We start from the raw sequence: 24388 nt of genomic DNA, 5'->3' as shown, positions 1-24388 counted from the left end.
AGGCCGTTGGCCTGGGCTTTCTCGTCTGGAAGCTCCCCCGCTTGGACTCGAACCAAGAACCCTCCGGTTAACAGCCGAATGCTCTGCCAGTTGAGCTACAGGGGAATGTGGCTCACTTCCGGTGCCGGTCTCTCCGACCGACAAGAAGAACTTTAGCCCATGCCCGTACCGCCTCCGACACCACCCCCCACTTAGCGCAACCACCCCCGCGGGGCCGGTTTTCCTGGACAATGGACAGTCGGACGACCTAACGACGGAAGGCGTGGACGCGGATGAAGAAGTTCCTGCTGGGGGCAGGCCTGGGGTACGTACTGGGCGCCAAGGCAGGCCGGGGGCGGTACGAGCAGCTCGTGCGCTCCTACCGCCGGGTCGTCGATCACCCCATGGTTCAAGGCGCCGCCGGGGTTGCGCGGGCGAAGATCGGAGAGAAGCTCAAGCGCTGATCCGGGCCACGAAAAACACCCGGCGGAACTCGAACCACGTCGTGCCGTCGGCGCGGGCGGGGTAGGCCGCGTCCAGGCGGGGCGCCAGGGCAGCGCGGAACCGCTCCCACTCCGCGTCGGTCAGGGCCGCGCGGATCGGGCGCAGCGCGGTGCCCGTGATCCACTCCAGCACCGGTGAGGGGCCGCGCAACGGCTGGACGTACGTCGTCTCCCAGGCGTCCACCGCGCAGCCCGCGTCGGCCAGGAGGTTCGCGTACCCCAAGGGGGTCGATACCGCGTCGTCCTCGCGCAGGACCACCTCCGTCAAGCGGGACGCCCAGGCCGGGGACGCCGCCAGTTCGCGTGTCAGCACGTGTGACGGCGCGTTGAAGTTGCCCGGCACCTGCACGGCCAGGTAGGCGCCCGCAGGCAGCGAGGCGGCCCATCGGCGGAGCAACTCAGCGTGGTCCGGCACCCACTGCAGGACGGCGTTCGACACGACGACGTCGGTGTCCGGCGCCGGCGTCCAGTCGCGGACGTCGAGCAACGTCGCGTCGAGGCCGCGAGCGCGGGCCGCCGTCACCATTTCGGGTGAACTGTCACTGCATTCCAAAGTCGCGGAGGGCCAGCGGTCACGCAGGGAAACCGTCAGGTTGCCCGGGCCGCAGCCCAGGTCGACGACGCGCCGTGGTGCCGTTGCCCCGATGCGCGTGATCAAGTCGTAGAACGGCCGGGCCCGCAGGTCGGCGTAGTCGAGGTACTTGCCCGGATCCCACACGAGAGCCTCCCGCATAACAGTACGCCTGTACTGAGTACGAGCGTACTGCTACTCCGCCGGGTTGACCAGCTTCGCGGCCGCCTGCTCGGCGATGGCCTCGACCAGGGCGACGTCGGTGCCGGGGTCCGGCCGGACCTGCAGCACGGTGCCGTCGCGGCCGGGCACCTTGCGCTGGACGAACCACGCTCCCCCGGCACCGATCTGCTGCCGGTGCCGCGACCGGATCGAGCCCTCGACGCGCTGGTAGGCCTCGCGCGGCAGCTTGCCCGGCGCCGGCAGCCGGAAGCGCACCGGCGGGAGGTCGGCCAGCACGACCGCCGCACCCGCCTTGCCCACCTCGGACGACTCCGTCAACGTGAAGACGCCGTCCGCCCAGGTCGCCTTGGCGACGAGGTGCCAGCCGACGCGGCGAGCGCCGTCCTCGGCGGGGATCCACAGGCCCAGGGCCGTCACCACCAGGTGGCCGCCGCCCTCGACCGGGGCGCTGTCCACGACGTCCTCACCCGGGTCCAGCGAACCCGCGAAGTCCGGCGGTGTGCGGTCGCCCAGCAACCGGCGCAACAAACTCATCTCAGCCCCACGCGCCGGCGGCCGCCTGCTCGCCCAGCGACTTCTTGTACTGCTCCAGCGCGACGAGGTCGCCGAACAGCGCGCGGTAGTCGTCCGGCGCCTCGACCGGCGACAGCCGCTGCAGCTTGCCCTTGATCTCCGCGATCTGCCGCCCGACGAGGCCCTCCTGCAGCCGCGCGAGGATCGACGAGATGTACCGGGAGTCGACTTCGTCCTTGGCCTGCAACGGTTCCACGGCCAGCTCCGAGAGCACCCGCCGGACCGTCCCTTCCGGACAGTGCGGGGCGGCCGCGTCCAGCAGCGCCGGGCCGGTCAGGCCCGAACCCGCGCCGCCGGCCTTCAAGACCGCCTCGTGCACCGCGACGTACACCGGGTGCGTGAACGCCTCCAGCGGCAGGGCGTCGTACTCCGGCCCGGCGATCGCGGGCTGCTGCAGCGCGGCCTTCAGCGCCTCGCGCTGCACGGCGAACCGCGGGTCCTTCGGAGCCGGCCGCACAACGTCCTGGGCCGCCGGAGCCTCGGGAGCGCCGACGCGGGCGGGCTGGCGCAGGGGCGCTCCGCCACGCTTGTCCGTCGCGCCCGCGCTGCCGCGGACGCGGTTGACCACCTGCGCCACGTCCTGCCAGCCCACCCACCAGGCGAGCTTCGACGCGTAGCCGTCGCGGGCCGCGCGGTCCTTGATCGACGCCACCATCGGCACCGTCTTCTGCAACGCCGCGACCTGCCCGTCGACCGAGTCGAGGTCGTAGTTCTTGAGCGTGCTACGGATGACGAACTCGAACAGCGGCGTCCGCCGCGCGACCAGGTCCTTCACCGCGCTGTCGCCCTTGGCCAGGCGCAGCTCGCAGGGGTCCATGCCGTCCGGCGCCACCGCGATGTACGTCTGGCCGGCGAACGTCTGGTCGCCTTCGAAGGCTTTCAACGCGGCCTTCTGGCCTGCTTCGTCGCCGTCGAAGGTGAAGATGACTTCGCCGCGGAAGGCGTCGTCGTCCATCATCAGCCGGCGCAGCACCTTCATGTGGTCTTCGCCGAACGCCGTGCCCGACGACGCGACCGCCGTCGGGACGCCCGACGCGTGCATCGCCATGACGTCGGTGTAGCCCTCGACCACGACCACCTGGTGCCGCTTCGCGATCTCGCGCTTGGCCAGGTCGAGGCCGAACATGACCTGGGACTTCTTGTAGATCGGCGACTCGGCGGTGTTGAGGTACTTCGCCGAGATCCGGTCGTCGTCGAACAGCCGCCGGGCGCCGAAGCCGACGACGTCGTTGCCGACGTCGCGGATCGGCCAGACCAGCCGCCGGTGGAAGCGGTCCATCGGGCCGCGCTGGCCCTCCTTGGACAGCCCCGCCGTGAGCAGTTCCTTGACCTCGAAGCCGCGGTTGAGCAGGAACTTAGTCAGCTTGTCCCAGCCGCCGGGTGCGTACCCGCAGCCGAACGTCTTCGCCATGGCGGCGTCGAACCCGCGCTCGGACAGGAAGTCCCGCGCCGGGCGCGCCTCGTCGGTGACCAGCTGCTCGGCGTAGAACTCCTGGGCCAGGCGGTGGGCTTCGACCAGCCGGGTGCGGCTGCCGCGGTCGCGCTGGATCGTCGCGCCGCCGCCCTCGTAGGTGAGCCGGATGCCGACCCGGTCGGCCAGCCGCTCGACGGCCTCCACGAACGTGATCAGGTCGATCTTCTGGACGAACTTGATCACGTCGCCGCCCTCGCCACAGCCGAAGCAGTGGAAGGTGCCGTGCGTCGGGCGGACGTTGAACGACGGGGTCTTCTCGTTGTGGAACGGGCAGAGCCCCTTCAGGCTGCCCCCACCGGCGCGGCGCAGGGCCACGTACTCCCCGACGACCTCGTCGATCCGGTTCCGCTCGCGCACCTCCGCGATGTCGCTCTCCCGAATCCGTCCTGCCACGCCGCCCACTCTAGTCTTCCCCGTTTCCCGGCTCCTCCCGTGTGCGGCACACTCGGGGCATGGCCGCCACGCCCACCGCCCAGGACACCCTCGCCGCGGAGTTCGCCACGCACCGCAGTCACCTGATCGGGGTGGCCTACCGGCTGACCGGCACGCGCGCCGACGCCGAGGACGCGGTGCAGGAGTCCTGGCTGCGGCTGGCCGGCCTGGACGACGCCGGCCGCGCGGCGATCCGGGACCTGCGGGGCTGGCTGACCACGGTCGTCGGCCGGATTTGCCTCGACCGGCTCAAGTCGGCGGCCGCGCAGCGGGAGCGCTACGTCGGCAACTGGCTGCCGGAGCCGGTCGTCACGCCGTTCGGGCGGCCGGTGAGCGAGGACCCGCTGGACGTCGCGGTGCGCGACGACGGGCTGCGGATGGCCGCGCTGGTCGTCCTCGACAAGCTGACGCCGGAGCAGCGCGTCGCGTTCGTGCTGCACGACGCCTTCTCGGTGCCGTTCGCGGAGATCGCGGACGCCCTCGGCGTCTCGGTCGACGCCGCGCGCCAGTACGCCTCCCGCGGCCGCAAGGCCCTCGCCGACGCCGACCCGGCGCCGCGCGCCCCGCTGGAGGACCAGGCGAAGATCCTCGAGAAGTTCGTCATCGCCCTGCAGGCCGGCGACATCCGGGCGATCACCGAGCTGCTGGCCCCCGACGTCGTGCTCATCGGCGACTCGAACGGCAAGGGCCGGACCACGCGCCAGCTCATCGTCGGGGCGGACAAGATCGCCCGGTTCTTCGTGGGCCTCGCCGGCAAGTACCCGCCCGGCGTGCTCACCGGCGGCACGCCGGTGCTCGTCAACGGCGACCTGGGGGTGTACCTCGCCCCGCAGCCGGGCCGGGACGGCTTCTTCGCCCTCGACGAGCACGTGCAGGCGATGACCGTCCGCGACGGGAGGATCGTGGCGATCTACGACGTCGTGAACCCGGACAAGCTGGCCCGGATCACGCGTCCCGGCGACGCGCCTTCGTGATCCCGGCCGTGAGCAGGAGCGCGGCGAAGACGCCGAAGTAGGCCAGCGCCCAGCCGGGGCTCAGCGGCGAGTCGGACAGGATCGCGGCGTTGCCGCCGTCCCGGCCCGCGTTGGCTTCCCCGCTCCCGCTGAGGAACTTCGTGACGGCGTTCAACGGCAGCCACCGGTGGATGGCCCGGCCGGCCCGCGGGATCAGCTGGACGACGTTCTCGGCCATGAGCGGGTAGGCGACGAGCACGGCCACGGCGCCGGCCGTGTACCGCACGAGCAGGCCGACGCCGACCCCGCAGACGGCGGCCAGCGCGAACACCGGGCCGGTCCCGGCGACGATCCGCCAGTCCGCGGCGCTGTCGAGGGCGAGGTCGGCCTCCGGGGCGAGGATCCGCGCCACCAGCCAGGCCGTGAACGCGGCGGCTTCGCCGAGCAGGAAGGCGTACCCGGCGACGAGCGCGGCCTTGGCCAGCAGCACCGGTGTCCGGCTCGGCACGGCCTGGAAGGTGCCGTGGATCGTGCCGGAGTGGTACTCGCTCGTCACCGCGAGCCCGGCCAGCACCAGCACGGCGACCAGGGCGAGCTGGTAGCCGAACTGGGTGCTCGCGACCGTGGGCGGCAGGTGGGCCTCCCCGGCGCTGAGCGCGGCGATCGCGGCCGGGAAGGCCATCGCGACCAGGGCGAAGATGCCGCACACCCAGGGCGTGGCGATGCTGAAGAGCTTGATCCGTTCACTGGCGACGAGGTGCATGGGCAGAACGGTCCCGCGGCGGACCCGGTGGCGCGTCCCACCGGGGGCCGAACTCCCGGCTCCCCCCGTGGTCGGGTGGTCGTGAGTGGTAAGGCGGGTTCTAACCCGCCTTACCACTCACGACCGGCTACGGGAGCGGGACCCGGCACGCGTCGCCGGAGGTGAAGCCCTGGTCGGCGATGCCCAGCGCGCTGTTCATCCGGGCCCGGGAGTTCTCCAGCGCGATCTGGTAGGTCAGCTCGAGGACGCCCTCGCGGCCGAACTCGCGCTCGAGCTCGGCGACCTGCTCGTCGGTCACCGTCACCCGGTCCGACGACATCGCGTCGGCGTAGGCGAGCGCCAGCCGCTCCTGGTGGCTGAAGGCGGGCGAAGTCGCGTAGGCGTCGATCTGCTTCAGCCGCTCGATGTCGAGGCCGTCGTGCTTCTGCAGCATGGTGCCGAAGTCGACGCACCACGAGCAGCCGATCCGCGTCGCGACCCGGTAGACGGCGAGCTCCCGCACGTTCGCCGGGATCTTCTTCGACGCGCGCTCGGCCAGCAGCTCGTGCACCACGGACGTCCGCAGCAGGGCGGGGTGGTGCGCGGTGACGGCCATCGGCTCGGGCACCGCGCCGAAGCGGCGGCCGGCGATCCGGTAGACGAGCTTGAGGAAGAGCCCGGCCTCGGACGTCTTCTTGGCGGGGATGCGCGGCATTTCGGTCTCCTTCGTCCGGCGTCTACGAGCTGGACGAGACGGCGCCGGTGGATGTGACGACCGGCGACGTGAGCCACGCCACCAGCATCGTCACGGCCGCCGCGGCGAACACGACGGTGAGGCCCGGGGCCCCCAGCCCGCCGGTCGTGGCCAGCGCGAGCCAGCCGAACACCGCGGCCCCGGCGAGGCCGCCGGCCTGCCGGGCGAAGGTCAGCGATCCCAGCGTGACGCCCAGCAGCGCCCGGTCGGCCCGCGTCTGGCCGAGGACGGTGTAGGCGGAAGTGCAGACGGCGAAGGCCGCGCCGATCGCGAACAAGCCCGGGGCGAGGAGCCAGGGGGCGCCATCGGCGGCGGCCGCCACGGCGATCGCGGCGAGCCCGGCCGTGCCGAGCAGGCAGCCGGACCGGCCCCACCCCGTCATCTCCGGGTGCCGCCGGGCCAGCGCGGCGAAGGACGCCGACAGGACGAGCTGTCCCGCGGTCATGGCGACGAGCAGCAGCCCGGTGCCCGCCGCGCCCGCCCCCGAAGCGGCGACCAGGGCGACGTAGGTGAAGGTGCCGTAGAGGGCGGCGCCCGCCAGGCCGTTGACCACCACCGCGCGCTTGAGGACGGCGTCCGCGAACACCTTCGGCGAGATCAGCGGGCTCGGCGTGCGGCGCTGCCGACGGACGAACAGGAAGCCCGCCGCCACGGTCGTTCCGAGCAGCACCGGCGTCCACAGTGGACTTCTCGCGAGCGCGTCGAAGGTGCCGAGTGCGACGACGGCGGCGCCCGCGACGGCCAGCAGCACGCTGCCCGGAACGTCGAACTTTTCCTTGCCCTGACGCGGTTTCGCGGGCAGCCCACGCCACCCGAGGACCAGGGCCGGCACGCTCAGGGGCAGGTTGACCAGGAAGATCCACCGCCAGCCGGGCCCGGCCGCGAGCAGTCCGCCCAGCGGCGGCCCGCCCAGGGTGGCGGCCGCGAAGACGGCCGTCTGCCAGCCCTGGCGGCGCAGCAGTTCGTCGCGGTCGAACAGCTCGCCGAGGGCGCTCATCGCCGTGACGATCAGGCCGCTGCCGCCGAGGCCCTGCAGCGCGCGGGCGGCGATCAGCGAGCCGAGATCGGGCGCGGCGGCGCACCACGCGGAGGCGGCTGCGAACACGAGGACCGACAGCGCGAAGGAGATCCGGCGGCCGTACAGATCACCGAGCCTGCCGTGCAGCGGCGTCGCGACGGTGAGAGTCAGCAGGCCGGCGGCGGTGACCGCGACGAGCCCGGTCCGGGCGTGCAGGTCGGCGCCGATCGACGGCAGGGCCGCGGTGAGGACCAGTCCGTCCAGCTGGGCCATGGCCATGCCGAGCAGGAGGCCGGCGTAGGCGAGGTTCCGAGATGCGTGCATAAAGCACACGTTATAACGTGTCTTATGCACACATCAAGCGAGGGTGGCCCGGCGCTGTTCCGCCTGGTCCGGCACTGGGCACGCCAGTGGGCCCCGGACGTCGTCGAGCGCTTCGCCGCCGGCGCGCCGCGGTCGTGGACGGTGCCGAACCTGTTCGTCATCCAGGCGATCGACGGGGCGGCCGGCGAGGAGGTGACCGTCGCGGACGTGGCCCACCAGCTGGGCGTCGACCGCTCGGTGGCCAGCCGGATGGTGAGCGAAGCGGCGCGAGAAGGCTTCGTCGAGCGCTCGACGTCGACTCGCGACGCGCGCCGCGCGGTGCTCACCCTCACCGACGCGGCGAGGGAGTTCCTCGGCGCTTCGCAGGCCCACCAGCGTCAGGCGTTCGAGGCACTGGTGGGCCACTGGCCCGAGGAGGACCGCGACCGGTTCGCCGGCTACCTGAGCCGACTCGCGGACGAGGTCCTCGGCTAGCTTTCCGCGAGGATCGGGTTCAGCGCTTCCCAGGCGTGCCAGGCCCGGGTGACCCCGAACTGGGCGGTGAACCGCAGCGCCGCCCGGACGTCCTCCGGCGACGCGCCACCCCGCAGCGCGCGCCCGACGTGCGTGCGGAACGTGTCGGCCAGGGTCTGGTAGTGGACGTCGACACTGAGGCTGACCAGGCCGCGCTCGCGTTCGCTGAGCGTGCCCGGCCCGTGTCCGGTGCGCATCCGCGACTGCAGGTCGAAGTAGCCGGCGAAGTGCGGGTCCAGCTCGCCGACGCGCGCCCGCACCGCGTCCGGCAACGGGCTGGGGGCCGCGTCCGGTCCGGCCGACACGAGTTCCGGCGCCAGCGGTTCGGCGTCCGGGCGCGGCAGGCCGAGTTCCGCCTCGAGCTCGGCGATCCGCTCGATGCCCGCGGCCGCCGCGTGGTAGCCGCAGTCGTAGGAGACGAACCGCAGCAGCTCGCGGACGTCCGAAGTGGACACCCCGGCGGCCAGGCCGGCCCGCACGTGCGCGGTGAACGCCAGGCCCAGGCTCCCCTGGCAGACGTCGGCCGTCACACACAAAAAGGTCTTCTCGCGGTCGGTGAGCTCGGGGATCGATCGGACGAACTTCGCCGTGGCCCCGGCCATCTGGGCGAACACGGGGTCGAGCGCGGCGAGCCGTTCGAGGCTCGTGGGGGTTTCGGTGGTGGTCAAGCTCGGCTCCTTCAGCTTTATGGACGTTTGTAGCGCTACAGCTGTAGTGCGATTCACGCTACACCTGTAGCGTAAAGAGTGTCCAGCTACACTGGGTGCCGATGGAAGAGACGAGACGCCGCCCGAACGCCCGCGGCCAGGGCGAGCTGCTGCGGGACGAGATCGTCACGGCCGCCGTCCGGATGCTCGACGAGCTCGCCGACGACGAGGCGCTGTCCCTGCGGGCCGTCGCGCGCGAGGTGTCGATCGCGGCGACGTCGGTCTACCTGCACTTCCCGGACCGCGACGCCCTCGTGCTGGCGGCCATGCAGCGCTGCCACGAGGAGCTCGTCCGCACCGGCGACGAAGCGGCCGACGCCGCCGCGGACCCGGCGGCCGCGCTGCGCGCCCGGATCCTGGCCCAGGCGGCGTGGGCGCAGGAGCACTCCGGGCTCTACAAGGTGCTGCACGAGAGCAAGGTCCACCGGCGGCACGGAATGCCGTTCAAGGAAGTGATGGTCGCCCGCACGACCGAGGCGGTCCGGCGGTGCATGGAGGCGGGCCTGGCGCCGGCCGACGACGCCGCGACCGTCGCCATCGACCTGCGGACCGCCGTGAACGGCATGCTGGCGCAGCGGATCAACGAGCCCGACCTGCCGTGGCCGCCGGCGGTCGAGCAGCTGGACCGGTTCCTGGCCAAGCTGGTGGGCCTGCGGCTCTGACCGCCCGGCTACTCCCCGGTGCGGCCGTCGATGGACTCGCGGATGAGGTCGGCGTGGCCGTTGTGCCGGGAGTACTCCTCGACCATGTGGACCAGGATCCAGCGCAGGCTCGGCGTCAGGCCGTCCGGCCACGGGCGCCGGGCCGGCTGTGAAAGGCCGTTCTCCAGGACCTTCGCCACCGACTCCCGCGAGCGGGCGACCGCGTCCTCCCACAGGCCGAAGAGCTGCTCCGGGGTGTCGTCCGCGGCGGAATCCCAGTCCCAGTCGGGCGTGGCCGTCCAGTCGACCGCGTCGAACGGCGCCGCCCGCGGGCGGTCGAATAACACGCGCGAGAACCAGTGGTCCTCGACGTAGGCCAGGTGCTTGAGGAGCCCGCCGAGCGTCATCTTGGACGACGCGACGGTCGTCCGCAGACCGGCCACGTCCAGACCCGCACACTTCCAAGCGAGGGTCGCGCGATGGTAGTCGAGGAAACCGAGCAGCGTTGCGGCTTCGTCGGCGTCGACGGGCGGCTCGGGCCGTCCTTGTTCATCCACAATGGTCACAGCTGCCGACCTTACTCACGCCGTGAGCGGGCGGACGTCCCAGATCCACACCCCGCCGACGAACTCCGCGGGCTTGCGCAGCAACAGCTCCACAGTGGACTTCAGCGCTTCCTGGTTCTGCCGCGGCCCGACCACGAGCACGTCCGCGTTCCAGGCCCGCAGGTCCGCGAGCGCCTGCGTGCGGTCGGCCTCGGTGACCTCGGCGGCCTGACCGGTGCGCTCGACCTGCGCGAACAGGTCCGACGTCGGCAGCGGGACGGCACCGTAGCGGCCGCGGCGGTCGGTCGGGGACGTGGGGCCGACGAAGTAGCCCTCCGGCATCGGGTAGCCGAGGCCCGCGTCGACCTGCCAGTGCAGCGGCTCGGCCTCCCCGGTGCTCGGCAGCGGCACCGGCACCAGCGAACCGCCCGGGGCGACGTACTGGCGCCAGATGCCGTCGGCGAAGAACGGCGGCGAGAGGGGACGCTGGTGCGTCACCAGCTCCGTCGGCGCGATCGGCAGCAGCACCGCCACCACCGCGCCGATCCAGACCATCCGCAGCGGGAACGCGGGCGTTCCGTCGAGCGGCGCCGGCTGCTGGGCCGCCGCCGTCCAGACGCGGTGCGTCGCGATCGCCAGCAGCGCGCCCACCACCGGGATGCAGCCCATCGCGAGCCGGGACTCGAGCACGGAGTCGAGCAACGGCAGCCGGCCCAGCCACTTCCACGGGCCGGCGAAGCCGGTGTCCTCGTGCGCCACCGTGATCTCGACGCCCAGCGACAGCACCGCCATCACGTACATCGTGATCGCGAGCGCCCGCGAAACGACGTCACGCCACAGCCAGATCGTCAGCATCACCATGAGCACGATCAGCGGCCAGCCGAAGAAGGCGTTCTCCTCGGTGCGGTTCATCGAGACGTCCGCGGCCGCCTCGGGCGCCCCCGCGACCGACTGCGTCGCGAAGCGGGTGAACGCCGCGGTGTCGTTGCCCGCCGAACCGTGCAGCAGGGAGTGGAAGCTCTGCGGGCCGAAGAACTGCCAGTACAGCGGGAATCCGGCGACCAGCAGGGCGACGACCGCGCCGACCCCGATGCCCTTGCCCAGTGGTGCCAGCATGCCGCGGATTTCCGCGCGGTGCGGGATCAAGTACGCGACCGCGAAGACGAGGAAGGTGAGCGCGAAGATCGCCAGGGGCTCTTCACCCAGCAGGATCTGCCACGCGACGAGCAGCCCGAGCACGATGCCGTTGCGCACCGGGCGCTCGTTGTGCGCGATCTGGATGGTCTTGAGCGCGATGAACGGCAGCACGAACAGCACGATGAAGTTCGGGTGCGCGTTGCCGTGCGAGATCATCGGCGGCGCGAAGCCGCAGAACGCGCCGCCGATCGCGGCCGCCGTCCGGTTCGGGACCAGGTGCCGGGAGATCACCCAGTACCAGCCGGTCGCGGTGCCGGCGAGGCCGGCGGTGAGCACGATCGCCCAGGTCAGCGTCGCGCCGAAGGTGAGCGTCAAGGGCGCCAGCGGGACGTTCAGGCCGAACATCGCCGCGTTCGCCGCCATGTTGACGCCCTGCGGGTAGTTCTGCAGGTCCGTGGTGAACGGGTTCTGGAAGTGGAGGACGGCCTTCGCGACGACCGTCGAGTACCACTCCCACTGGCTCTGGTCGGCTCCGCCGTTCCAGAGGTAGCCGCGCTTGAGGTCGAACCACAGCCCGTTGTAGAGCAGGATCGTGAACAGCAGGAACCCGCCGGCGATCGCGGAGTCCTGCCACGCCCAGCGCTTCGGGCCTTCGGGGGGTTCGGGAGCGGGTGGCACCAGGTCGGGGACGGCTTCGGACTTCAAGCTCACGGTTCGACCACCCTGGCGACGAAGTAGAGCGCCCCGGTCGCGGCGTGCCGGACCAGCAGCAGGAACGGCCGGTCCACCGTGACGGCGACCGGGTCGTCGATCATCATCGAGGTGAGGCGCATGACCAGCGCGGTGGCCGCGGCCCCCTCGAAGCCCTCTTCGTCGACGCGCAGCACGGCCTGGTGCAGCACCTCGGACACGGTCAGCCGCGGATCCGGCGAGAGCCCGGTCAGGTCGGCGCGGTCGGTGAAGATCGTCTGCACGCCGAGGCCGCGAAGCACGCCGGCGAGCTTGCTGGTCGCGTCGAGCGAGACCTTGGGGAGCGAGAGTTCGACCTTCTTGGCGCGGACCTTGCCGAGCAGGCCGCTCAGGGTGGCGGCGTCGAGCCGGGGCTCCGCCTCGGCGAGGTCGCCGTCGGGCAGCAGCACGACGGCCTGCAGGCCACCGGCCGCGACGAGCTGCACCACCTGCCAGCCGCCGGTGTGCGCGTAACCGAGGCTTTCGCTGAGCCACATGGTCGGCACGTCCCGGGTGCCGGAGGGGGCGTGGAACGGCACGTCGGAGGTGTTCGCCTCGCGGAACGGCAGCCTCCAGGCGGCTTTCAGGTACAGCGCGTTGACCAGCACGGCCGCGACGTCGGAGTCGATCGAACCGGGCGGCAGCAGCTGCGGGATCAGTCCGCGGGTGGTGCGCTCGACGTCGTCGTTGATCAGCGCACGAGCGGCCTCGGGGTCTTTTTCGAACGGCGCGCTGGCGACGGCCGCCCCGGGCCACTCGGCGAGTTCGGCCTTGAAGGAGTCCTCGAGCGGAAGGCGGTCGTCCGCCCACAGCGTGTTCGCGAGGGCCAGCTCGGGCTGCTCCTTGCTGTGCGCCTCTTCGACGAGCCGGGCGGCCTCCCGCAGCAGGACGGTCTGCTCACCCGGGTCACCGAGCAGCGCGACCAGCTCGTCCCGGGTCCGCCCCCGGGCGGCGAGGGCGGCGAGAGTCAGCGCACTGGCCACCGAATACGGCGAAAAGCAGGTGTTCCCGCCCCCGGCACCGAGGGCCGAGTGGACGGCGAGGGCGAACCGGAGGTGGCTGTCCGTGGCCATGCGGGCGAGAGTACCGGAACGCCACCCCCGACCGGCCGCCCGCGCGCAAGTCCGCCCGAGGATGACAAATCCTCCGTGAAACTTTCGAAGCCGTCAGCGGTGGCGGCGGGTCACGTGCCAGGAGTACCAGACGTGGGCTTGGGCGTCGGTGAGGGAGGCGACCTGGTCGACCACCACCCGGAGCAGGGCGGCGTCGTCGGGGGCCGCGTTCCAGGCCGGGACGAACAGCGGGTCGAGGGCTTCCGGGGCCCGGCGCGCGAGGGCGTCGACCAGCTCGGCCAGCAGCTCGCGCTGGCCGTCCTGCACGGCCAGCCGGCGGCGGTCGCTCATCACGTACCGCAGGGCCAGCGCCTTCAGCAGCGCCACCTCCGCCGCCACCTGCTCCGGGACGCACAGGTTCGCCCGGTAGCGCCCCAGCGGCCCCTCGCCGAACTTCTCGCGCGTGCCGGTGACCGCCGCCGTCGTGAAGCGGCCGACCAGCTCGCTCGTCAGCCGTTTGAGCGCGACCTGGGCGCCCGGCGAGCCGTCCGGCTCGGCCGACGCCAGCGCCGCCACCACCGGCAGCGCCAGCAGTTCCGCCGCCGCACCCTCCAAAGTGGACACCGACTGCGCGGAGAAGTGCTTGGCGGCGGCCTCGGCGACGGCCGCCCGCTCGTCCGGGTGGGCGAGCACGCCCAGCTTGATCCGGCCGGCCAGCACCCCGTCCTCGACGTCGTGCACCGAGTACGCGACGTCGTCCGCCCAGTCCATGATCTGGGCCTCCAGGCACCGCTGCTCCGCCGGCGCCCCCGCGCGGAACCACTCGAACACTCCGGCGTCGTCGCCGTACACGCCGTACTTCCCCTGCCCCGGCCGGCGCGGCCACGGGTACTTCGTGGCCGCGTCCAGGCACGCGCGCGTCAGGTTGAGCCCCACCGGGTCACCCTCGTCGGACAGCAGCTTCGGCTCCAGCCGGGTGAGGATGCGCAACGTCTGCGCGTTGCCCTCGAACCCGCCGCACACGCCGGCCACCTCGTCGAGCGCGCGCTCGCCGTTGTGCCCGAACGGCGGGTGGCCGATGTCGTGCGCCAGCCCGGCGGTGTCCACCAGGTCCGGGTCGGCGCCCAGCTCGTCGGCGATGCCCCGGCCGATCTGGGCGACCTCCAGCGAGTGCGTCAGCCGGGTGCGCGGGACGCCGGTGATCTCGGCGCCCTCCCCCGGCCCGACCACCTGGGTCTTGCCGGCCAGCCGCCGCAGCGCGGCGGAGTGCAGCACCCGGGCGCGGTCGCGCGAGAACGCGCTGCGCCCGTCCGCCCGGGCGCCGGGCAGCGCCGCACCCTTCGCCGGCTCCGGCAGCAGGCGGGCGGTGTCGTGCTCGGTGTAGTCCACCCGGCCAGCCTAAACGGGCCCCCGACAAAATCTCAGCTGAGGAACGTGGCGAACAGGTCGTCGGCCGGAGTCTTGGTCAGCCGGTAGTACAGCAGCGCGCCGGTCTCCCGCACGATGTACCGCACCTGGGTGACGCGCTCCTGGACGATCGGCCCGCTGTGCGTCGGCGCGGTCCACGCGTCCAGGCCCAGGTCGCCGGCCATGGTCCGGGCGCGGAAGGAGTGCCACGGGTCGCTGACCAGCACCGCCGAGCGCCAGCCGCGGGCCTCGACCTGCTGGGAGACCGCGCGCAGGCTGCGCAGCGTGTCGCTGCCTTCGCCGACCGCGAGCGTCGCCGACGCCGGCACCCCGCGCCGGGTCAGCCAGAGCTGGCCGGCCCGGGCCTCGGTGAAGTTGTCCTCGGCCTTCTTGCCGCCCGCGGTGACGATCGTCTTCGCGACGCCGGCGTCGTAGAGCTGCTTGGCCTTCGCCAGCCGGGCCGCGTAGATGTCCGACGGCTTGCCGTTGTACTGGGCCGCGCCCAGCACCACGATGACGTCGGCGGGGGTCCGGTCGTTCTCGCGGGCCACCTGCCAGACCCGGAACGCCGTGCCGCCGACGAGCGCCAGCAGCAGCAGGACCGTGCCGAAGGCGATCCGGCGCGCCCAGCTCGCGAGCGACGGTTTGGTGCGTTCAGCGATACCCATCCGGGTCATTCTTTCAGAAGCGGCTCAGAGCCAGCCACGCTCCTCGGAGACGCGCACGGCTTCGGCCCGCGTCCGGGCGCCGGTCTTGCCGATCGCCGCGGACAGGTGGTTACGGACGGTGCCTTCGGAAAGGTGCAGGGCGCGGGCCACGTCGGCCACCGTGCTGCCGTCCTTGGCCTCCCGCAGGACGTCCCGCTCCCGCCCGGTGAGCGGGCTGGCCCCGGTGGCGAGGGATTCCGCGGCCAGCGCCGGGTCCACCACGCGCAGTCCACTGTGGACTCGCCGGACGGCTTCGACGAGCTGCTCCGGCGGAGCGTCCTTGACGACGAACCCGGCCGCGCCCGCCGCCATCGCGCGGGCGAGGTAGCCGGGCCGGCCGAACGTCGTGCAGATGATCACCCGGCACGACGGCAGCGCGGCCCGCAGCTCGGCCGCGGCCTCCAGGCCGTCCTTGCCCGGCATCTGGACGTCCAGCAGGGCGACGTCCGGCTTGGCCTCGCGCGCGGCGGCCACCACCTCGTCACCGGAGCCGACCTGCCCGACCACTTCGATGTCGTTCTCGAGGCCCAGCACGGTGGCCAGCGCCCCGCGGACCATGGCCTGGTCGTCGGCCAGCAGTACCCGGATCAAGCGAGTCCTCCCGCGGGTTCGGCGCGCACGGCCGGGGTGGCCGGGCTCGGTTCGGACGGTGGGGTCTCCGGGATCTCCGCCCGCACGAGCAATCCTCCCCCGGCCCGGACCGACGTCCGCAGCGTGCCCCCGACGGCGGCCAGCCGCTCGGAGAGCCCGCGCAGGCCGTTGCCCGCGACGACGCCGGTGGCGGTGCCGTCGTCCTCGATCTCCAGCCAGCTGTCACCCAGCCGCACGCGCACCCGCTTGGCCCCGGAGTGCCGCAGCACGTTCGTCACGGCTTCGCGCAGGACGTAGCCGAAGGTGGGCTGGAACTCCGGCCGGACGTTGTCGACGGCGTGCGGCAGGTCGGCGTCGATCTCCGCGGCCCGCAGCGCCGCGCGAGCGCCGACGAGCTCCGCGGACAGCGACACCTCGCGGTTCGCCGACACGGTCGCGCGGACGTCGGAGAGGGCACTGCGGGTGAGGTTTTCGACCTCGCGGATCTCCTCCACCGCCCGCGGGATGTCGCCGGCGCTTTCCAGCACCCGCCGGGCCAGCCCCGCCTTGACGGTGATCGTGGTGAGGCTGTGCCCGAGCAGGTCGTGCAGGTCGCGGGCCAGCCGCTCCCGCTCGTTCGCCACGGCGAGCGTGGCGATCTCTTCGTTGGCGCGTTCCAGCCGCCGGATCGCGCGGACGAGGTTGCCCATGAAGAACATCGCCAGCGTGATCGAGAAGACCGTGATCAAGTCGCCGTAGCCGTCCAGGAACTGGCCTTTCGCCAGCAGGATCGCCGCGCCGGCGGCCAGCGTGGCCAGGTCGATCATCACCGACCAGGCCGCCGGGACCAGGAACACCAGCACGGCCGTGCCGTAGAGCAGGACGAACGCGCTGCCGGTGGCCAGCGTGAGCGAGGCGAGCCCCAGGAGGTTCATCACGATCCCGAACGCCAGCTTCACGCGGAGTTCCCGGCGGAAGAAGTAGGGGAACACCGCGTAACACGCGCCGTAGGCGTAGACGACGACGGCCATGAGCACGAGCCCGGGGGTGATCGCGGGCTCGGCCAGCAACGAGCGCGTGACCGGGAGGAGGAACGGCAGCAGGAAGACCACCGACATGATCGGCCAGCGCGGGCCGCCGGGGCCGCCGCGGTTGTGGGCGTCGGGCAGCGGGTCTTCCCACCACGATTCCTTCCGGTCCAGCCCGAACCTGCGTTTCCCGGACTCCGCCATCGCCGTTCCCCTCCGGCCCTCAGACGCGGGCACTGTCCTTACGGTAACGCCTGATCACCAGCGCCCCGAGCACGACCGTCCACGCGCCGAGCACGCCCGCGGCCGTCGGCAGCGAGACCACCATGTCGCTGGTCACCGCGGGCCGCGCCACCTGAAGCACCCAGTACGTCGGCATGATCTGGGCGACGTCGTGCATCCAGCCCGGCATCGTCTCGATCGGGATCCACAGCCCGCCGAGGAACCCCATGCCGAGCGTGACGAGCATGTTGATCGGCTGCATCGAGTCCGGCGTGCCGAACTGGCCGAGCAGCAGGCCCAGCAGCACCAGCGGGATCGTGCCGAGCCAGATGCCGGCGAAGATCCGCACCCAGCCGCTCGCGTCGACGTGCACGCCCTCGGCCAGCACGCCGAGCAGCGGCACGAGGATCAGCGCGGGCAGTCCCACGAGCATCCCGGAGATCCCCTTGCCCGCCAGGTAGCCGGTGCCGGTCAGCGGGGTCAGGCGCAGCTGCCGCTGCCAGCCGACGGCGCGTTCGAGGGCGAGCCGGGCGCCGCTGTTCGTCGCCGCGGCGAAGACGCCGAACGTCATCATGTTGACCATGAGCACGGCCGCGGTCTGCGAGTGGTCGGGGTCGCTCGCCTTCGTGAAGACGTTGGCCTGCAACAGGAACATCAGCACCGGGAACGCGACCACGAAGATCAGGAAGCGCGGCGCCCGGAAGTTCCGGCGGATCTCGGTGAGCAGGTAGGTGGCGTTCATCGCACGGGCTCCGCGGTCTCGTCGGCGGTCAGGGACAGGAAGGCGCCTTCGAGGCCGACGGCGCTGATTTCGACGTCGTGCACGGCCGGGACCGCGGCCTTGAGCGCCCACAGGGTGGCGTCGGAGTCGGCGCTGGAGATGGCGACGCGGTCGCCGCGCAGCTCGAACTCCTTGACGCCGGGCAGCGCGGCGATGACCGCTTCGGTGGCGCCCGGGACGGCCGCGCGGAGGGTGCGGCCGCCGGCCAGCGCGCGGACCTCGGCGACGCTGCCGTCGGCGACGATCCGGCCGCGGCGCATCAGCACCACCCGGTCGGCGAACTCCTCGGCCTCTTCGAGGTAGTGCGTGGCGAACAGAACCGTGCGCCCGGACTCGGTGAAGGAGTACATCGACTGCCAGAACTCGCGCCGGGTGCCGACGTCCATCGCCGCGGTCGGCTCGTCGAGGATGAGCAGGTCCGGGTTGCTGACCAGGGCGACGGCGAAGCGCACCCGCTGCTTCTGCCCGCCGGAGAGCTTGTTGGCGCGGCGGCCGGCCAGCTCCTCGACGCCGGCGGCGCGCAGGGCTTCGGCGACCGGCATCGGCTCGCGGTGCAGGGCCGCGACCATGCCGACGGTCTCGCCGACGGTCAGGTCGTCCATCAGGGCGCCGCCCTGCAGCATCGCGCCGATCAGGCCGGCGCGGACGGCGTCGATCGGCTTGCGCCCGAACACGCGCACTTCGCCGTCGCCGGGGCTGGTCAGGCCGAGGATCATGTCGACGGTGGTGGACTTGCCCGCGCCGTTGGGGCCGAGCAGGGCGACCACCTCGCCCGGGGCGATCGTCAGGTCGACGCCGTCGACCGCGTGGACTTCGCCGTAGTGCTTCCGCAGGCCGGTGAGGTGGATCGCGGCCCCCGCCGCCACCGCCTGGATGTCTGTTTCTCGCATGCCCCCAGGCTGCCGCCCGGAAGGCCCGGGTCCCCAGACCGTGCGTCACGACCTCGTCGTGACAAGTGTCAGGGGTACCCGGGCTTCCGGTGGATCAGCAGCCGACGAGGCGGCCCGCCAGGTAGGACTCCAGCTTGTCGATCGCGATCCGCTCCTGCGACATCGAGTCGCGCTCGCGCACGGTCACGGCCTGGTCCTCGAGCGAGTCGAAGTCCACCGTGACGCAGTACGGCGTGCCGATCTCGTCCTGGCGGCGGTAGCGGCGGCCGATCGCCTGGGCGTCGTCGAAGTCGACGTTCCAGTGCTTGCGCAGGGTCGCCGCGACTTCCTTGGCCTTCGGGGTCAGGTCGGCGTTGCGCGACAGCGGCAGCACCGCGACCTTGAACGGCGAAAGCCGCGGGTCGAGCTTCAGCACCACGCGGGTGTCGGTGCCGCCCTTGGCGTTCGGCACCTCTTCCTCGACGTAGGAGTCCACCAGGAACGCCATCATCGAGCGGCCGACACCCGCCGCCGGCTCGATGACGAACGGCCGGTACCGCTGGCCCGAGGCCTGGTCGAAGAACGACAGGTCCTGGCCCGAGTGGTTCGAGTGCGTCGTCAGGTCGAAGTCGGTGCGGTTCGCGATGCCCTCGAGCTCGCCCCACTCCTGGCCCGCGTTGAACGCGAACCGGTACTCGATGTCGACCGTGCGCTTCGCGTAGTGCGAGAGCTTTTCCTTCGGGTGCTCGAAGTGGCGCAGGTTCTCGGCCTTGATGCCGAGGTCCTTGTACCACTCGGTGCGCTGGTCGATCCAGTACTGGTGCCAGGTCTCGTCCTCGCCCGGCTCGACGAAGAACTCCATCTCCATCTGCTCGAACTCACGCGTCCGGAAGATGAAGTTGCCCGGCGTGATCTCGTTGCGGAAGGACTTGCCGATCTGGCCGATGCCGAACGGCGGCTTCTTCCGCGACGTCGTCTGGACGTTGGAGAAGTTCACGAAGATGCCCTGCGCGGTCTCCGGGCGGAGGTAGTGCAGGCCCTCTTCGGACTCCACCGGGCCGAGGTAGGTCTTCAGCATCATGTTGAAGTCCCGCGGCGGGGTGTACTTGCCGCGCGTGCCGCAGTTCGGGCACGGCACCTCGGACAGGTCGTCCTCGCTGGTCTCCTTGCCGGTGCGCGCCGCGAACTCCTCGGCGAGCTGGTCGGCGCGGAACCGCTTGTGGCACGAAAGGCACTCGATCAGCGGGTCGGTGAACACGTTGACGTGCCCCGACGCGACCCAGACCTCACGCGGCAGGATCACCGACGAGTCGAGGCCGACGACGTCGTCGCGGCCCTGGACGACGGTCTTCCACCACTGGCGCTTGATGTTGTCCTTGAGCTCGACCCCGAGCGGCCCGTAGTCCCACGCAGAGCGGGTGCCGCCGTAGATCTCTCCGCTGGCGAAGACGAAACCACGGCGCTTGCACAGGCTGATGATCTTCTCAATGGTGTTCGTGGGCACTCCACGCTCCGAAAAGCTTGCGGGGACGGTTCATCGGACTAGAACGTCAAGGGTATCCGCCGGGGCCCGCTCCTTTACGCGCAGGTGAGCCTACGGCCGCGTCACCAGCGACGCCGTCACGACGCGGTTGTCCTCGTAGCCCTCGCTGCCGCCGACGTACTCGCCGCCACAGGTGACGAGCAGCAGCTTGTGCGGCCCGTCGGGGTCGAACAGCTGCTCCGACCGGCCGGCGAGGTCCGTCTTGTGCACGGTCTCGGTGGCCTCGATCCGGTAGACCCACGCGCCGCCCGCGGCGTCGGTCAGCTTGACGTCCTGCCCCTGCTTGACCTGCCAGAGCTCGTTGAACGGGCCCTTCCTGCCCTTCCAGTTCACGTGCCCGGACAGCAGCGCGACGCCGTGGTCGGCGCCCAGCTGCGCGCCCCACCAGGCGGCCTCGTCGAGCCCCTCCGGGATCTTCAGTGCGCCGGCGGCATCGAGGTCCTCCTGGATCAGCTTCGCGGTGCCGCCGCCGGGCAGGGAGAGCTGGGCCGGCGCCTTGCCGGTGTCCGGCCGGGAGTCCGGCGAGGCCGGCTGGTTCACGGCCGGGACCGGCCCACCGGCGCCGTTCGCGACGGCGGGTTCATCCTTCCCGGTGAACACGAGCAAGGTCGCGACGAGCGCCGCGACCACGAACGCCCCGGCGCCGCCGACGATCCACCAGCGGCCGGAGCCCTTCTTCGGCTCCGCCGGGTTCCGCTCCTGCATGGGGTGTGCTCCTTCGCTGTCGTGGCCAGTGCACGGACAGGCATGCCGCGAAGGGGGCGGGAGGTTGCAGCGAACTCGATCAACCGGTGGGGCGCGTCACCAGCTCGGCCGTGACCAGGCGGTTCTCGTCGTAGCCCTCGGTGCCGCCGACGTAGTCGCCGCCGCAGGTCACCAGCACCAGCCGGTGCGGCCCGTCCTGCCCGAACCACCGCTCGGCCTGGGCCGGCAGCGTCTCCTTCGGCAGCGTGACGACGTCGTGGACGCGGTAGACCCACCGGCCGCCGCGCGCGTCGACCACGCTGACCTCGTCGCCGGCCCGCATGCGCCACAGCTCGTCGAACGGCCCGCGCCGGCCCTCCCAGTTCACGTGCCCGGACAGCAGGGCCGCGCCCCGGGCCGCGCCGAGCTTGGCGCCCCACCAGGCGGCGTCGCCGAGGCCGCGCGGGATCGGCAGCACGCCGGTGCCGGTGAGTTCGGTGCGGACCAGGCGGGCGGTGGCGCCGCCGGGCAGCCGGACCGTGCCCGGCCGCTGCTGCGCCACGGACTCGCTGTCCGCCGGGAGCACGGCCGGGGCCGCGTTCTCGCCCGGCAGCGTGCCGGGCGGGGGTGCCGCCGCGGACGGCGCGACCGCCGGCGGCAGCCAGGTCAGGACGACGATCCCGGCCGCGAAGGCGGCCACGGCCAGCGCGGCCGAGACGGCGGCCAGCGCGGTGCGCAGCACTTAGTCCGACCCGGTCTTGCGCCGCCGGCCCAGCAGCAGGGCGACCGCGGCGAAGAAGACGCCGCCGAAGAGCAGGCCGATGCCGAACGGCACGCGGGAGCCGTCGTCGTCGGTGGCCGGCGCGGCCGCGCCCAGGTACCCGGCCGGGACCTGGGTCGGCACGGCGGCCTGCGTGGCGGTCGGGCCGCCCGCGGGGGCCGCGGCCTTCGCGACGAACCCGTTCGGCACCGAGCAGCTGACCCCGCCGAGGACGATGCTGGTCCGCACGTCCTGCAGCGCGGCACCCTGCGCGTCCTTGACGTGGGTGGTGATCTCGACCCGCCAGCCGGCGACGGCGGTGTGATCGCCCCCGCGCCAGCCGTCCTGGCGGATCAGCTGGTCGAACGCGGCGACGCGGGTCAGCTTGAGGTCGGAGACCGTGGTCGCGCGGTCGGCGTTGGTGATGTCGCCGGGCGGGCCGAGCCGCAGGTTCTTCAGCTGCAGACCGGCGTCGCCGCCGGGCACCGGCACGATGCCGAGCGCGCCGCCGGCCTGGCGCACCCACAGCCGGGCGACCGACGAGGTCGCGGAGAGCTTCGCCGGGCCGGTGCAGTCCACCGCCGTCTTGGCGCCTTCCAGCACGAGCACGGTGTTGGCGGCCGGTTCGGAGCTGCCCTGCCAGTTGTCCCGCAGCGCGTAGTTCGTCTCCGCGGCCGCGGTGGGTACGGTCGTGGCCAGCAACGCGGCGAAGACGTTGTGGTCCCGGCTCGCGATCCCCGGCGGGTACGGGTTCTGTGACGCGCTGTAGCGGCCGAGGTCGATCTGGTAGTGCCCGCCGAAGGTCGCGCGCTCGCCGTCGTCCTTCGGCACCGAGACGCGGTCCGCGCCGAGCTTCGACTGGCCGGGCAGCAGCGGGGATCGTTGCGTTTCGGTGATCAGGGCGCCGCCGCGCTGGCCTTCGTCGCCGATCCGCACCGAGGCGATGTTCGCGAACGAGACCGGGCCGGTCTTCTCGTCGACGGCCTGGGTCTGCGCCCCCGCGACCCCCACGCCGACCAGCGGGAACACCGCGGCCGCCACCGCGGCTGCCTTTGTCACGAAACGCGTCATGTCTCCCCACTGCTCTGCTCGGGCGGCTCGCCGTCGTCCGGAAAACGGCAAAACGCTCCGCGACAACCTTGCACCGTCGGCCACGACATGCGAAGCCGCAGGGCCAATATCCCACGAACTCACCCGAATGGGTTAATACGACCGGCCGTACCCCGCAGCTCGGCGTCGAGAGGGGGTCCCGGACGGGGGAACACTAGGATGGGCCGCACCGTTATCGGCAATGACTACGGAATTCATGGTCGCAGGCGGCGGACGAGCAGCGTGGAGGCGGGAATGGCGACCGTGACCGGGAGTGGCGCCCAGCCGGGGCTCGCGGACTGCAGCCCGGCGGCTGAAGCGTCTCCGGCCGCGCCCGCCCACCCCGCGCAGTCGGTGCTGACCGACGCGGGCGACCTGCTGCGCGCGCTGGCGGCACCGGTCCGGATCGCGATCGTGCTCCAGCTGCGGGCGGCCGACCGGTGCGTGCACGAGCTGGTGGACGCCCTCGACGTCGCCCAGCCGCTGATCAGCCAGCACCTGCGGGTGCTGAAGACGGCCGGGGTGGTCCAGGGCGAGCGCCGCGGCCGCGAGGTCGTCTACCGGCTCGCCGACGACCACCTGGCGCACATCGTGGTCGACGCCGTCGCCCACGTGCAGGAAGGAAAGTGATGAACCCCGCCGCTGAGCCGGCCGCACAACGCAGCCAGGCCCCGGTCCCCGGGCGCCGATCCACCCGGCAGCGGTCCGCGGTCGTCGAGCTGCTGAGCACGATCGACGACTTCCGTTCGGCCCAGGAACTCCACGACGAGCTGCGCAAGCGCGGCGACGGAATCGGCCTGACGACGGTGTACCGCACGCTGCAGTCCCTGTCGGAGGCGGGCGAGATCGACGTGCTCCGCACCGATTCGGGCGAGGCGATCTACCGGCGGTGTTCGGCGCACCACCACCATCACCTGGTGTGCCGCCTCTGCGGCCGGACGGTGGAGGTCGAAGGACCCGCGGTGGAGCGCTGGGCGGAGAAGATCGCAGCCGAGCACGGCTTTTCGGAGATCTCCCACACGGTCGAGATCACCGGCACCTGCGCCGAGCACTAGTGCGGCGGGGTGGTCCCCTGCCGGTCCAGCGCGGTCTCTCCCGTGCAGGTGAGTTCGCCGGGCTGGACCTGGGCCCACGAGGGACGCCACACCAGCGTGGTGCCGTTCACCCGTGAGCCCAGCAGGCAGTCGATCCCGCCGGTCGACCGATCGCCCGCCCGGTAGGCGACACCGACGTCGGCACCCCGCAGGGCAACGTCCTGCAGCGGCGCCCGGTCCGCGGTCTGCGTGTCGGGGTTGAACGGCCGCGGCGCCGGCATCGAGCGGGCCAACGCGGCAAGCACGTCGTTCTCGGTCACGGACGCGGGAAGCCCGGTGAGCACGGTCTGCAGCGCCGGGTCGAAGCCTTCCGGCACCTCCCAGCGCGGGATCGGCGGCGGGTTCACCGGTGTCGCGCCCGCCGGGCAGTCCCGCCGGCTCGGCCCGCTCACCCAGCCGCGAAAGTTGAAGCCGACGTCGTAGCAGGCCGTCACCGGCTTCTGGGTGGACCATCCGTCCTGGGAACCCTCGTGGTGCACCCGGAAGACGAGGTGCGCTGTCGTCGCCTTCGGGTCGTCCGAAGGCGTGTCACGCATTTCGACCACCGCGAAGTCCGGCGAACGGCCGAGATCGGTTTCGAGCGCCTTCCGCGCATACGCGGCGGCCGAAGTCTGCGGTGGCGAGTCGATCTCCGTGGCCACCTGCTTGGCGACCCGATCGGTTTCCGTGTCCCCCGGCGCGCACGCGACCACCACCGCCGCACAGAGCACAAAAAGGCAGCCCACCCCGACAACCCTCACCACACCAACGCTACCCGCGCCGTACCGCACCAGTCGACACACGCACCCAGCCGGTCGGCCCGCG

The 24388-nt window shown here is 72.2% G+C and carries 27 protein-coding genes and 1 tRNA gene; 6 read left to right on the top strand and 22 right to left on the bottom strand.

Going from position 1 to position 24388, the window contains the following annotated elements:
• Positions 1-32: 32 nt before the first annotated feature.
• Positions 33-105 (bottom strand) — tRNA-Asn (locus C2L58_RS29185).
• Positions 106-272: 167 nt separating this feature from the next.
• Here C2L58_RS29185 and C2L58_RS49935 point away from each other — a divergent pair.
• Positions 273-443 carry a hypothetical protein gene (locus C2L58_RS49935; RefSeq protein ID WP_199191494.1) on the top strand — a complete coding sequence of 57 codons (171 nt, stop codon included), beginning with the start codon at positions 273-275 and terminating at the stop codon, positions 441-443.
• Here C2L58_RS49935 and C2L58_RS29180 read toward each other — a convergent pair.
• From C2L58_RS29180 to dnaG, 3 genes are read right to left on the bottom strand one after another with little or no spacing between them, the layout of a single operon-like run.
• On the bottom strand, positions 433-1200 hold the full coding sequence (locus C2L58_RS29180) for a trans-aconitate 2-methyltransferase (protein WP_103340886.1): 768 nt from the start codon (positions 1198-1200) through the stop codon (positions 433-435). The genes C2L58_RS49935 and C2L58_RS29180 overlap by 11 nt on opposite strands.
• A gap of 48 nt (positions 1201-1248) precedes the next feature.
• Positions 1249-1770 carry a hypothetical protein gene (locus tag C2L58_RS29175; protein WP_199191493.1) on the bottom strand — a complete coding sequence of 174 codons (522 nt, stop codon included), beginning with the start codon at positions 1768-1770 and terminating at the stop codon, positions 1249-1251.
• Position 1771: 1 nt separating this feature from the next.
• Positions 1772-3685, bottom strand: coding sequence for a DNA primase (gene dnaG / locus C2L58_RS29170; RefSeq protein WP_103340884.1), 1914 nt, complete (start codon positions 3683-3685; stop codon positions 1772-1774).
• Positions 3686-3735: 50 nt separating this feature from the next.
• Between dnaG and C2L58_RS29165 the strand changes: the two genes are divergently transcribed.
• Positions 3736-4689, top strand: a complete 954-nt coding sequence (locus C2L58_RS29165; RefSeq protein WP_103340883.1) for a sigma-70 family RNA polymerase sigma factor — start codon at positions 3736-3738, stop codon at positions 4687-4689.
• On the opposite strand, the gene C2L58_RS29160 is transcribed toward C2L58_RS29165, so the two are convergent.
• The 3 genes from C2L58_RS29160 to C2L58_RS29150 form a co-directional block, all read right to left on the bottom strand.
• Positions 4661-5431, bottom strand: coding sequence for a hypothetical protein (locus C2L58_RS29160; protein WP_103340882.1), 771 nt, complete (start codon positions 5429-5431; stop codon positions 4661-4663). The two genes, C2L58_RS29165 and C2L58_RS29160, sit on opposite strands and share 29 nt — an antisense overlap.
• Positions 5432-5558: 127 nt before the next feature.
• On the bottom strand, positions 5559-6125 hold the full coding sequence (locus C2L58_RS29155; RefSeq protein WP_103340881.1) for a carboxymuconolactone decarboxylase family protein: 567 nt from the start codon (positions 6123-6125) through the stop codon (positions 5559-5561).
• 22 nt (positions 6126-6147) lie between these two features.
• On the bottom strand, positions 6148-7506 hold the full coding sequence (locus C2L58_RS29150; protein ID WP_103340880.1) for an MFS transporter: 1359 nt from the start codon (positions 7504-7506) through the stop codon (positions 6148-6150).
• 24 nt (positions 7507-7530) lie between these two features.
• On the opposite strand from C2L58_RS29150, the gene C2L58_RS29145 reads away from it, so the two are divergent.
• The gene (locus C2L58_RS29145) at positions 7531-7980 is read left to right on the top strand and encodes a MarR family winged helix-turn-helix transcriptional regulator (protein WP_103340879.1); all 450 of its coding nucleotides are present in this window, start codon (positions 7531-7533) and stop codon (positions 7978-7980) included.
• Here C2L58_RS29145 and C2L58_RS29140 read toward each other — a convergent pair.
• The gene (locus C2L58_RS29140; protein WP_103340878.1) at positions 7977-8687 is read right to left on the bottom strand and encodes a carboxymuconolactone decarboxylase family protein; all 711 of its coding nucleotides are present in this window, start codon (positions 8685-8687) and stop codon (positions 7977-7979) included. The two genes, C2L58_RS29145 and C2L58_RS29140, sit on opposite strands and share 4 nt — an antisense overlap.
• A gap of 101 nt (positions 8688-8788) precedes the next feature.
• On the opposite strand from C2L58_RS29140, the gene C2L58_RS29135 reads away from it, so the two are divergent.
• The gene (locus tag C2L58_RS29135; protein ID WP_199191492.1) at positions 8789-9388 is read left to right on the top strand and encodes a TetR/AcrR family transcriptional regulator; all 600 of its coding nucleotides are present in this window, start codon (positions 8789-8791) and stop codon (positions 9386-9388) included.
• Positions 9389-9396: 8 nt separating this feature from the next.
• Here C2L58_RS29135 and C2L58_RS29130 read toward each other — a convergent pair whose 3' ends face one another.
• From C2L58_RS29130 to C2L58_RS29070, 13 genes are all read right to left on the bottom strand, one after another.
• The gene (locus C2L58_RS29130) at positions 9397-9933 is read right to left on the bottom strand and encodes a DinB family protein (RefSeq protein WP_103340876.1); all 537 of its coding nucleotides are present in this window, start codon (positions 9931-9933) and stop codon (positions 9397-9399) included.
• A gap of 15 nt (positions 9934-9948) precedes the next feature.
• A complete protein-coding gene (locus C2L58_RS29125) occupies positions 9949-11760 on the bottom strand; it encodes a glycosyl transferase (protein ID WP_233226005.1) in 1812 nt (603 codons plus the stop codon).
• Positions 11757-12851 (bottom strand): serpin family protein, encoded by a 1095-nt coding sequence (locus tag C2L58_RS29120; RefSeq protein ID WP_103340875.1) that lies wholly within the window; start codon positions 12849-12851, stop codon positions 11757-11759. Before C2L58_RS29120 ends, C2L58_RS29125 begins: the two co-directional genes overlap by 4 nt.
• Before the next feature lie 93 nt (positions 12852-12944).
• Positions 12945-14219 carry a deoxyguanosinetriphosphate triphosphohydrolase gene (locus C2L58_RS29115; RefSeq protein WP_103340874.1) on the bottom strand — a complete coding sequence of 425 codons (1275 nt, stop codon included), beginning with the start codon at positions 14217-14219 and terminating at the stop codon, positions 12945-12947.
• Between the two features lie 32 nt (positions 14220-14251).
• Positions 14252-14905, bottom strand: coding sequence for a YdcF family protein (locus C2L58_RS29110; protein ID WP_103340887.1), 654 nt, complete (start codon positions 14903-14905; stop codon positions 14252-14254).
• Positions 14906-14929: 24 nt separating this feature from the next.
• Positions 14930-15535, bottom strand: coding sequence for a response regulator transcription factor (locus C2L58_RS29105; RefSeq protein WP_103340873.1), 606 nt, complete (start codon positions 15533-15535; stop codon positions 14930-14932).
• On the bottom strand, positions 15532-16746 hold the full coding sequence (locus C2L58_RS29100; protein WP_103340872.1) for a sensor histidine kinase: 1215 nt from the start codon (positions 16744-16746) through the stop codon (positions 15532-15534). The genes C2L58_RS29105 and C2L58_RS29100 overlap by 4 nt, the downstream gene beginning before the upstream one ends.
• Positions 16747-16765: 19 nt before the next feature.
• A complete protein-coding gene (locus C2L58_RS29095; protein WP_103340871.1) occupies positions 16766-17506 on the bottom strand; it encodes an ABC transporter permease in 741 nt (246 codons plus the stop codon).
• A complete protein-coding gene (locus tag C2L58_RS29090; RefSeq protein WP_199191491.1) occupies positions 17503-18435 on the bottom strand; it encodes an ABC transporter ATP-binding protein in 933 nt (310 codons plus the stop codon). The genes C2L58_RS29095 and C2L58_RS29090 overlap by 4 nt, the downstream gene beginning before the upstream one ends.
• A gap of 94 nt (positions 18436-18529) precedes the next feature.
• The gene (locus C2L58_RS29085) at positions 18530-19918 is read right to left on the bottom strand and encodes a glycine--tRNA ligase (RefSeq protein ID WP_103340869.1); all 1389 of its coding nucleotides are present in this window, start codon (positions 19916-19918) and stop codon (positions 18530-18532) included.
• Positions 19919-20008: 90 nt separating this feature from the next.
• Complete coding sequence (locus C2L58_RS29080) at positions 20009-20662, bottom strand: class F sortase (RefSeq protein WP_103340868.1); 654 nt, start codon at positions 20660-20662, stop codon at positions 20009-20011.
• A gap of 79 nt (positions 20663-20741) precedes the next feature.
• Positions 20742-21383, bottom strand: coding sequence for a class F sortase (locus tag C2L58_RS29075; protein WP_103340867.1), 642 nt, complete (start codon positions 21381-21383; stop codon positions 20742-20744).
• Positions 21384-22472, bottom strand: coding sequence for a hypothetical protein (locus tag C2L58_RS29070; protein ID WP_103340866.1), 1089 nt, complete (start codon positions 22470-22472; stop codon positions 21384-21386). It lies immediately after the preceding gene.
• A gap of 273 nt (positions 22473-22745) precedes the next feature.
• Between C2L58_RS29070 and C2L58_RS29065 the strand changes: the two genes are divergently transcribed.
• Positions 22746-23120: an ArsR/SmtB family transcription factor gene (locus C2L58_RS29065; protein ID WP_103340865.1), complete on the top strand. Its 375-nt coding sequence runs from the start codon at positions 22746-22748 to the stop codon at positions 23118-23120.
• Positions 23120-23545: a Fur family transcriptional regulator gene (locus C2L58_RS29060; RefSeq protein WP_103340864.1), complete on the top strand. Its 426-nt coding sequence runs from the start codon at positions 23120-23122 to the stop codon at positions 23543-23545. Before C2L58_RS29065 ends, C2L58_RS29060 begins: the two co-directional genes overlap by 1 nt.
• On the opposite strand, the gene C2L58_RS29055 is transcribed toward C2L58_RS29060, so the two are convergent.
• Entirely contained in the window at positions 23542-24324 is a 783-nt protein-coding gene (locus C2L58_RS29055; protein ID WP_233226004.1) for a hypothetical protein, read from the bottom strand. The genes C2L58_RS29060 and C2L58_RS29055 overlap by 4 nt on opposite strands.
• Positions 24325-24388 lie beyond the last annotated feature (64 nt).

This window comes from Amycolatopsis sp. CA-126428 (assembly GCF_002904335.1).
Taxonomy (GTDB): Bacteria; Actinomycetota; Actinomycetes; order Mycobacteriales; family Pseudonocardiaceae; genus Amycolatopsis.
Note: the sequence above shows the minus strand (reverse complement) of the source record. Positions and strands in the feature narration are given on the sequence as shown.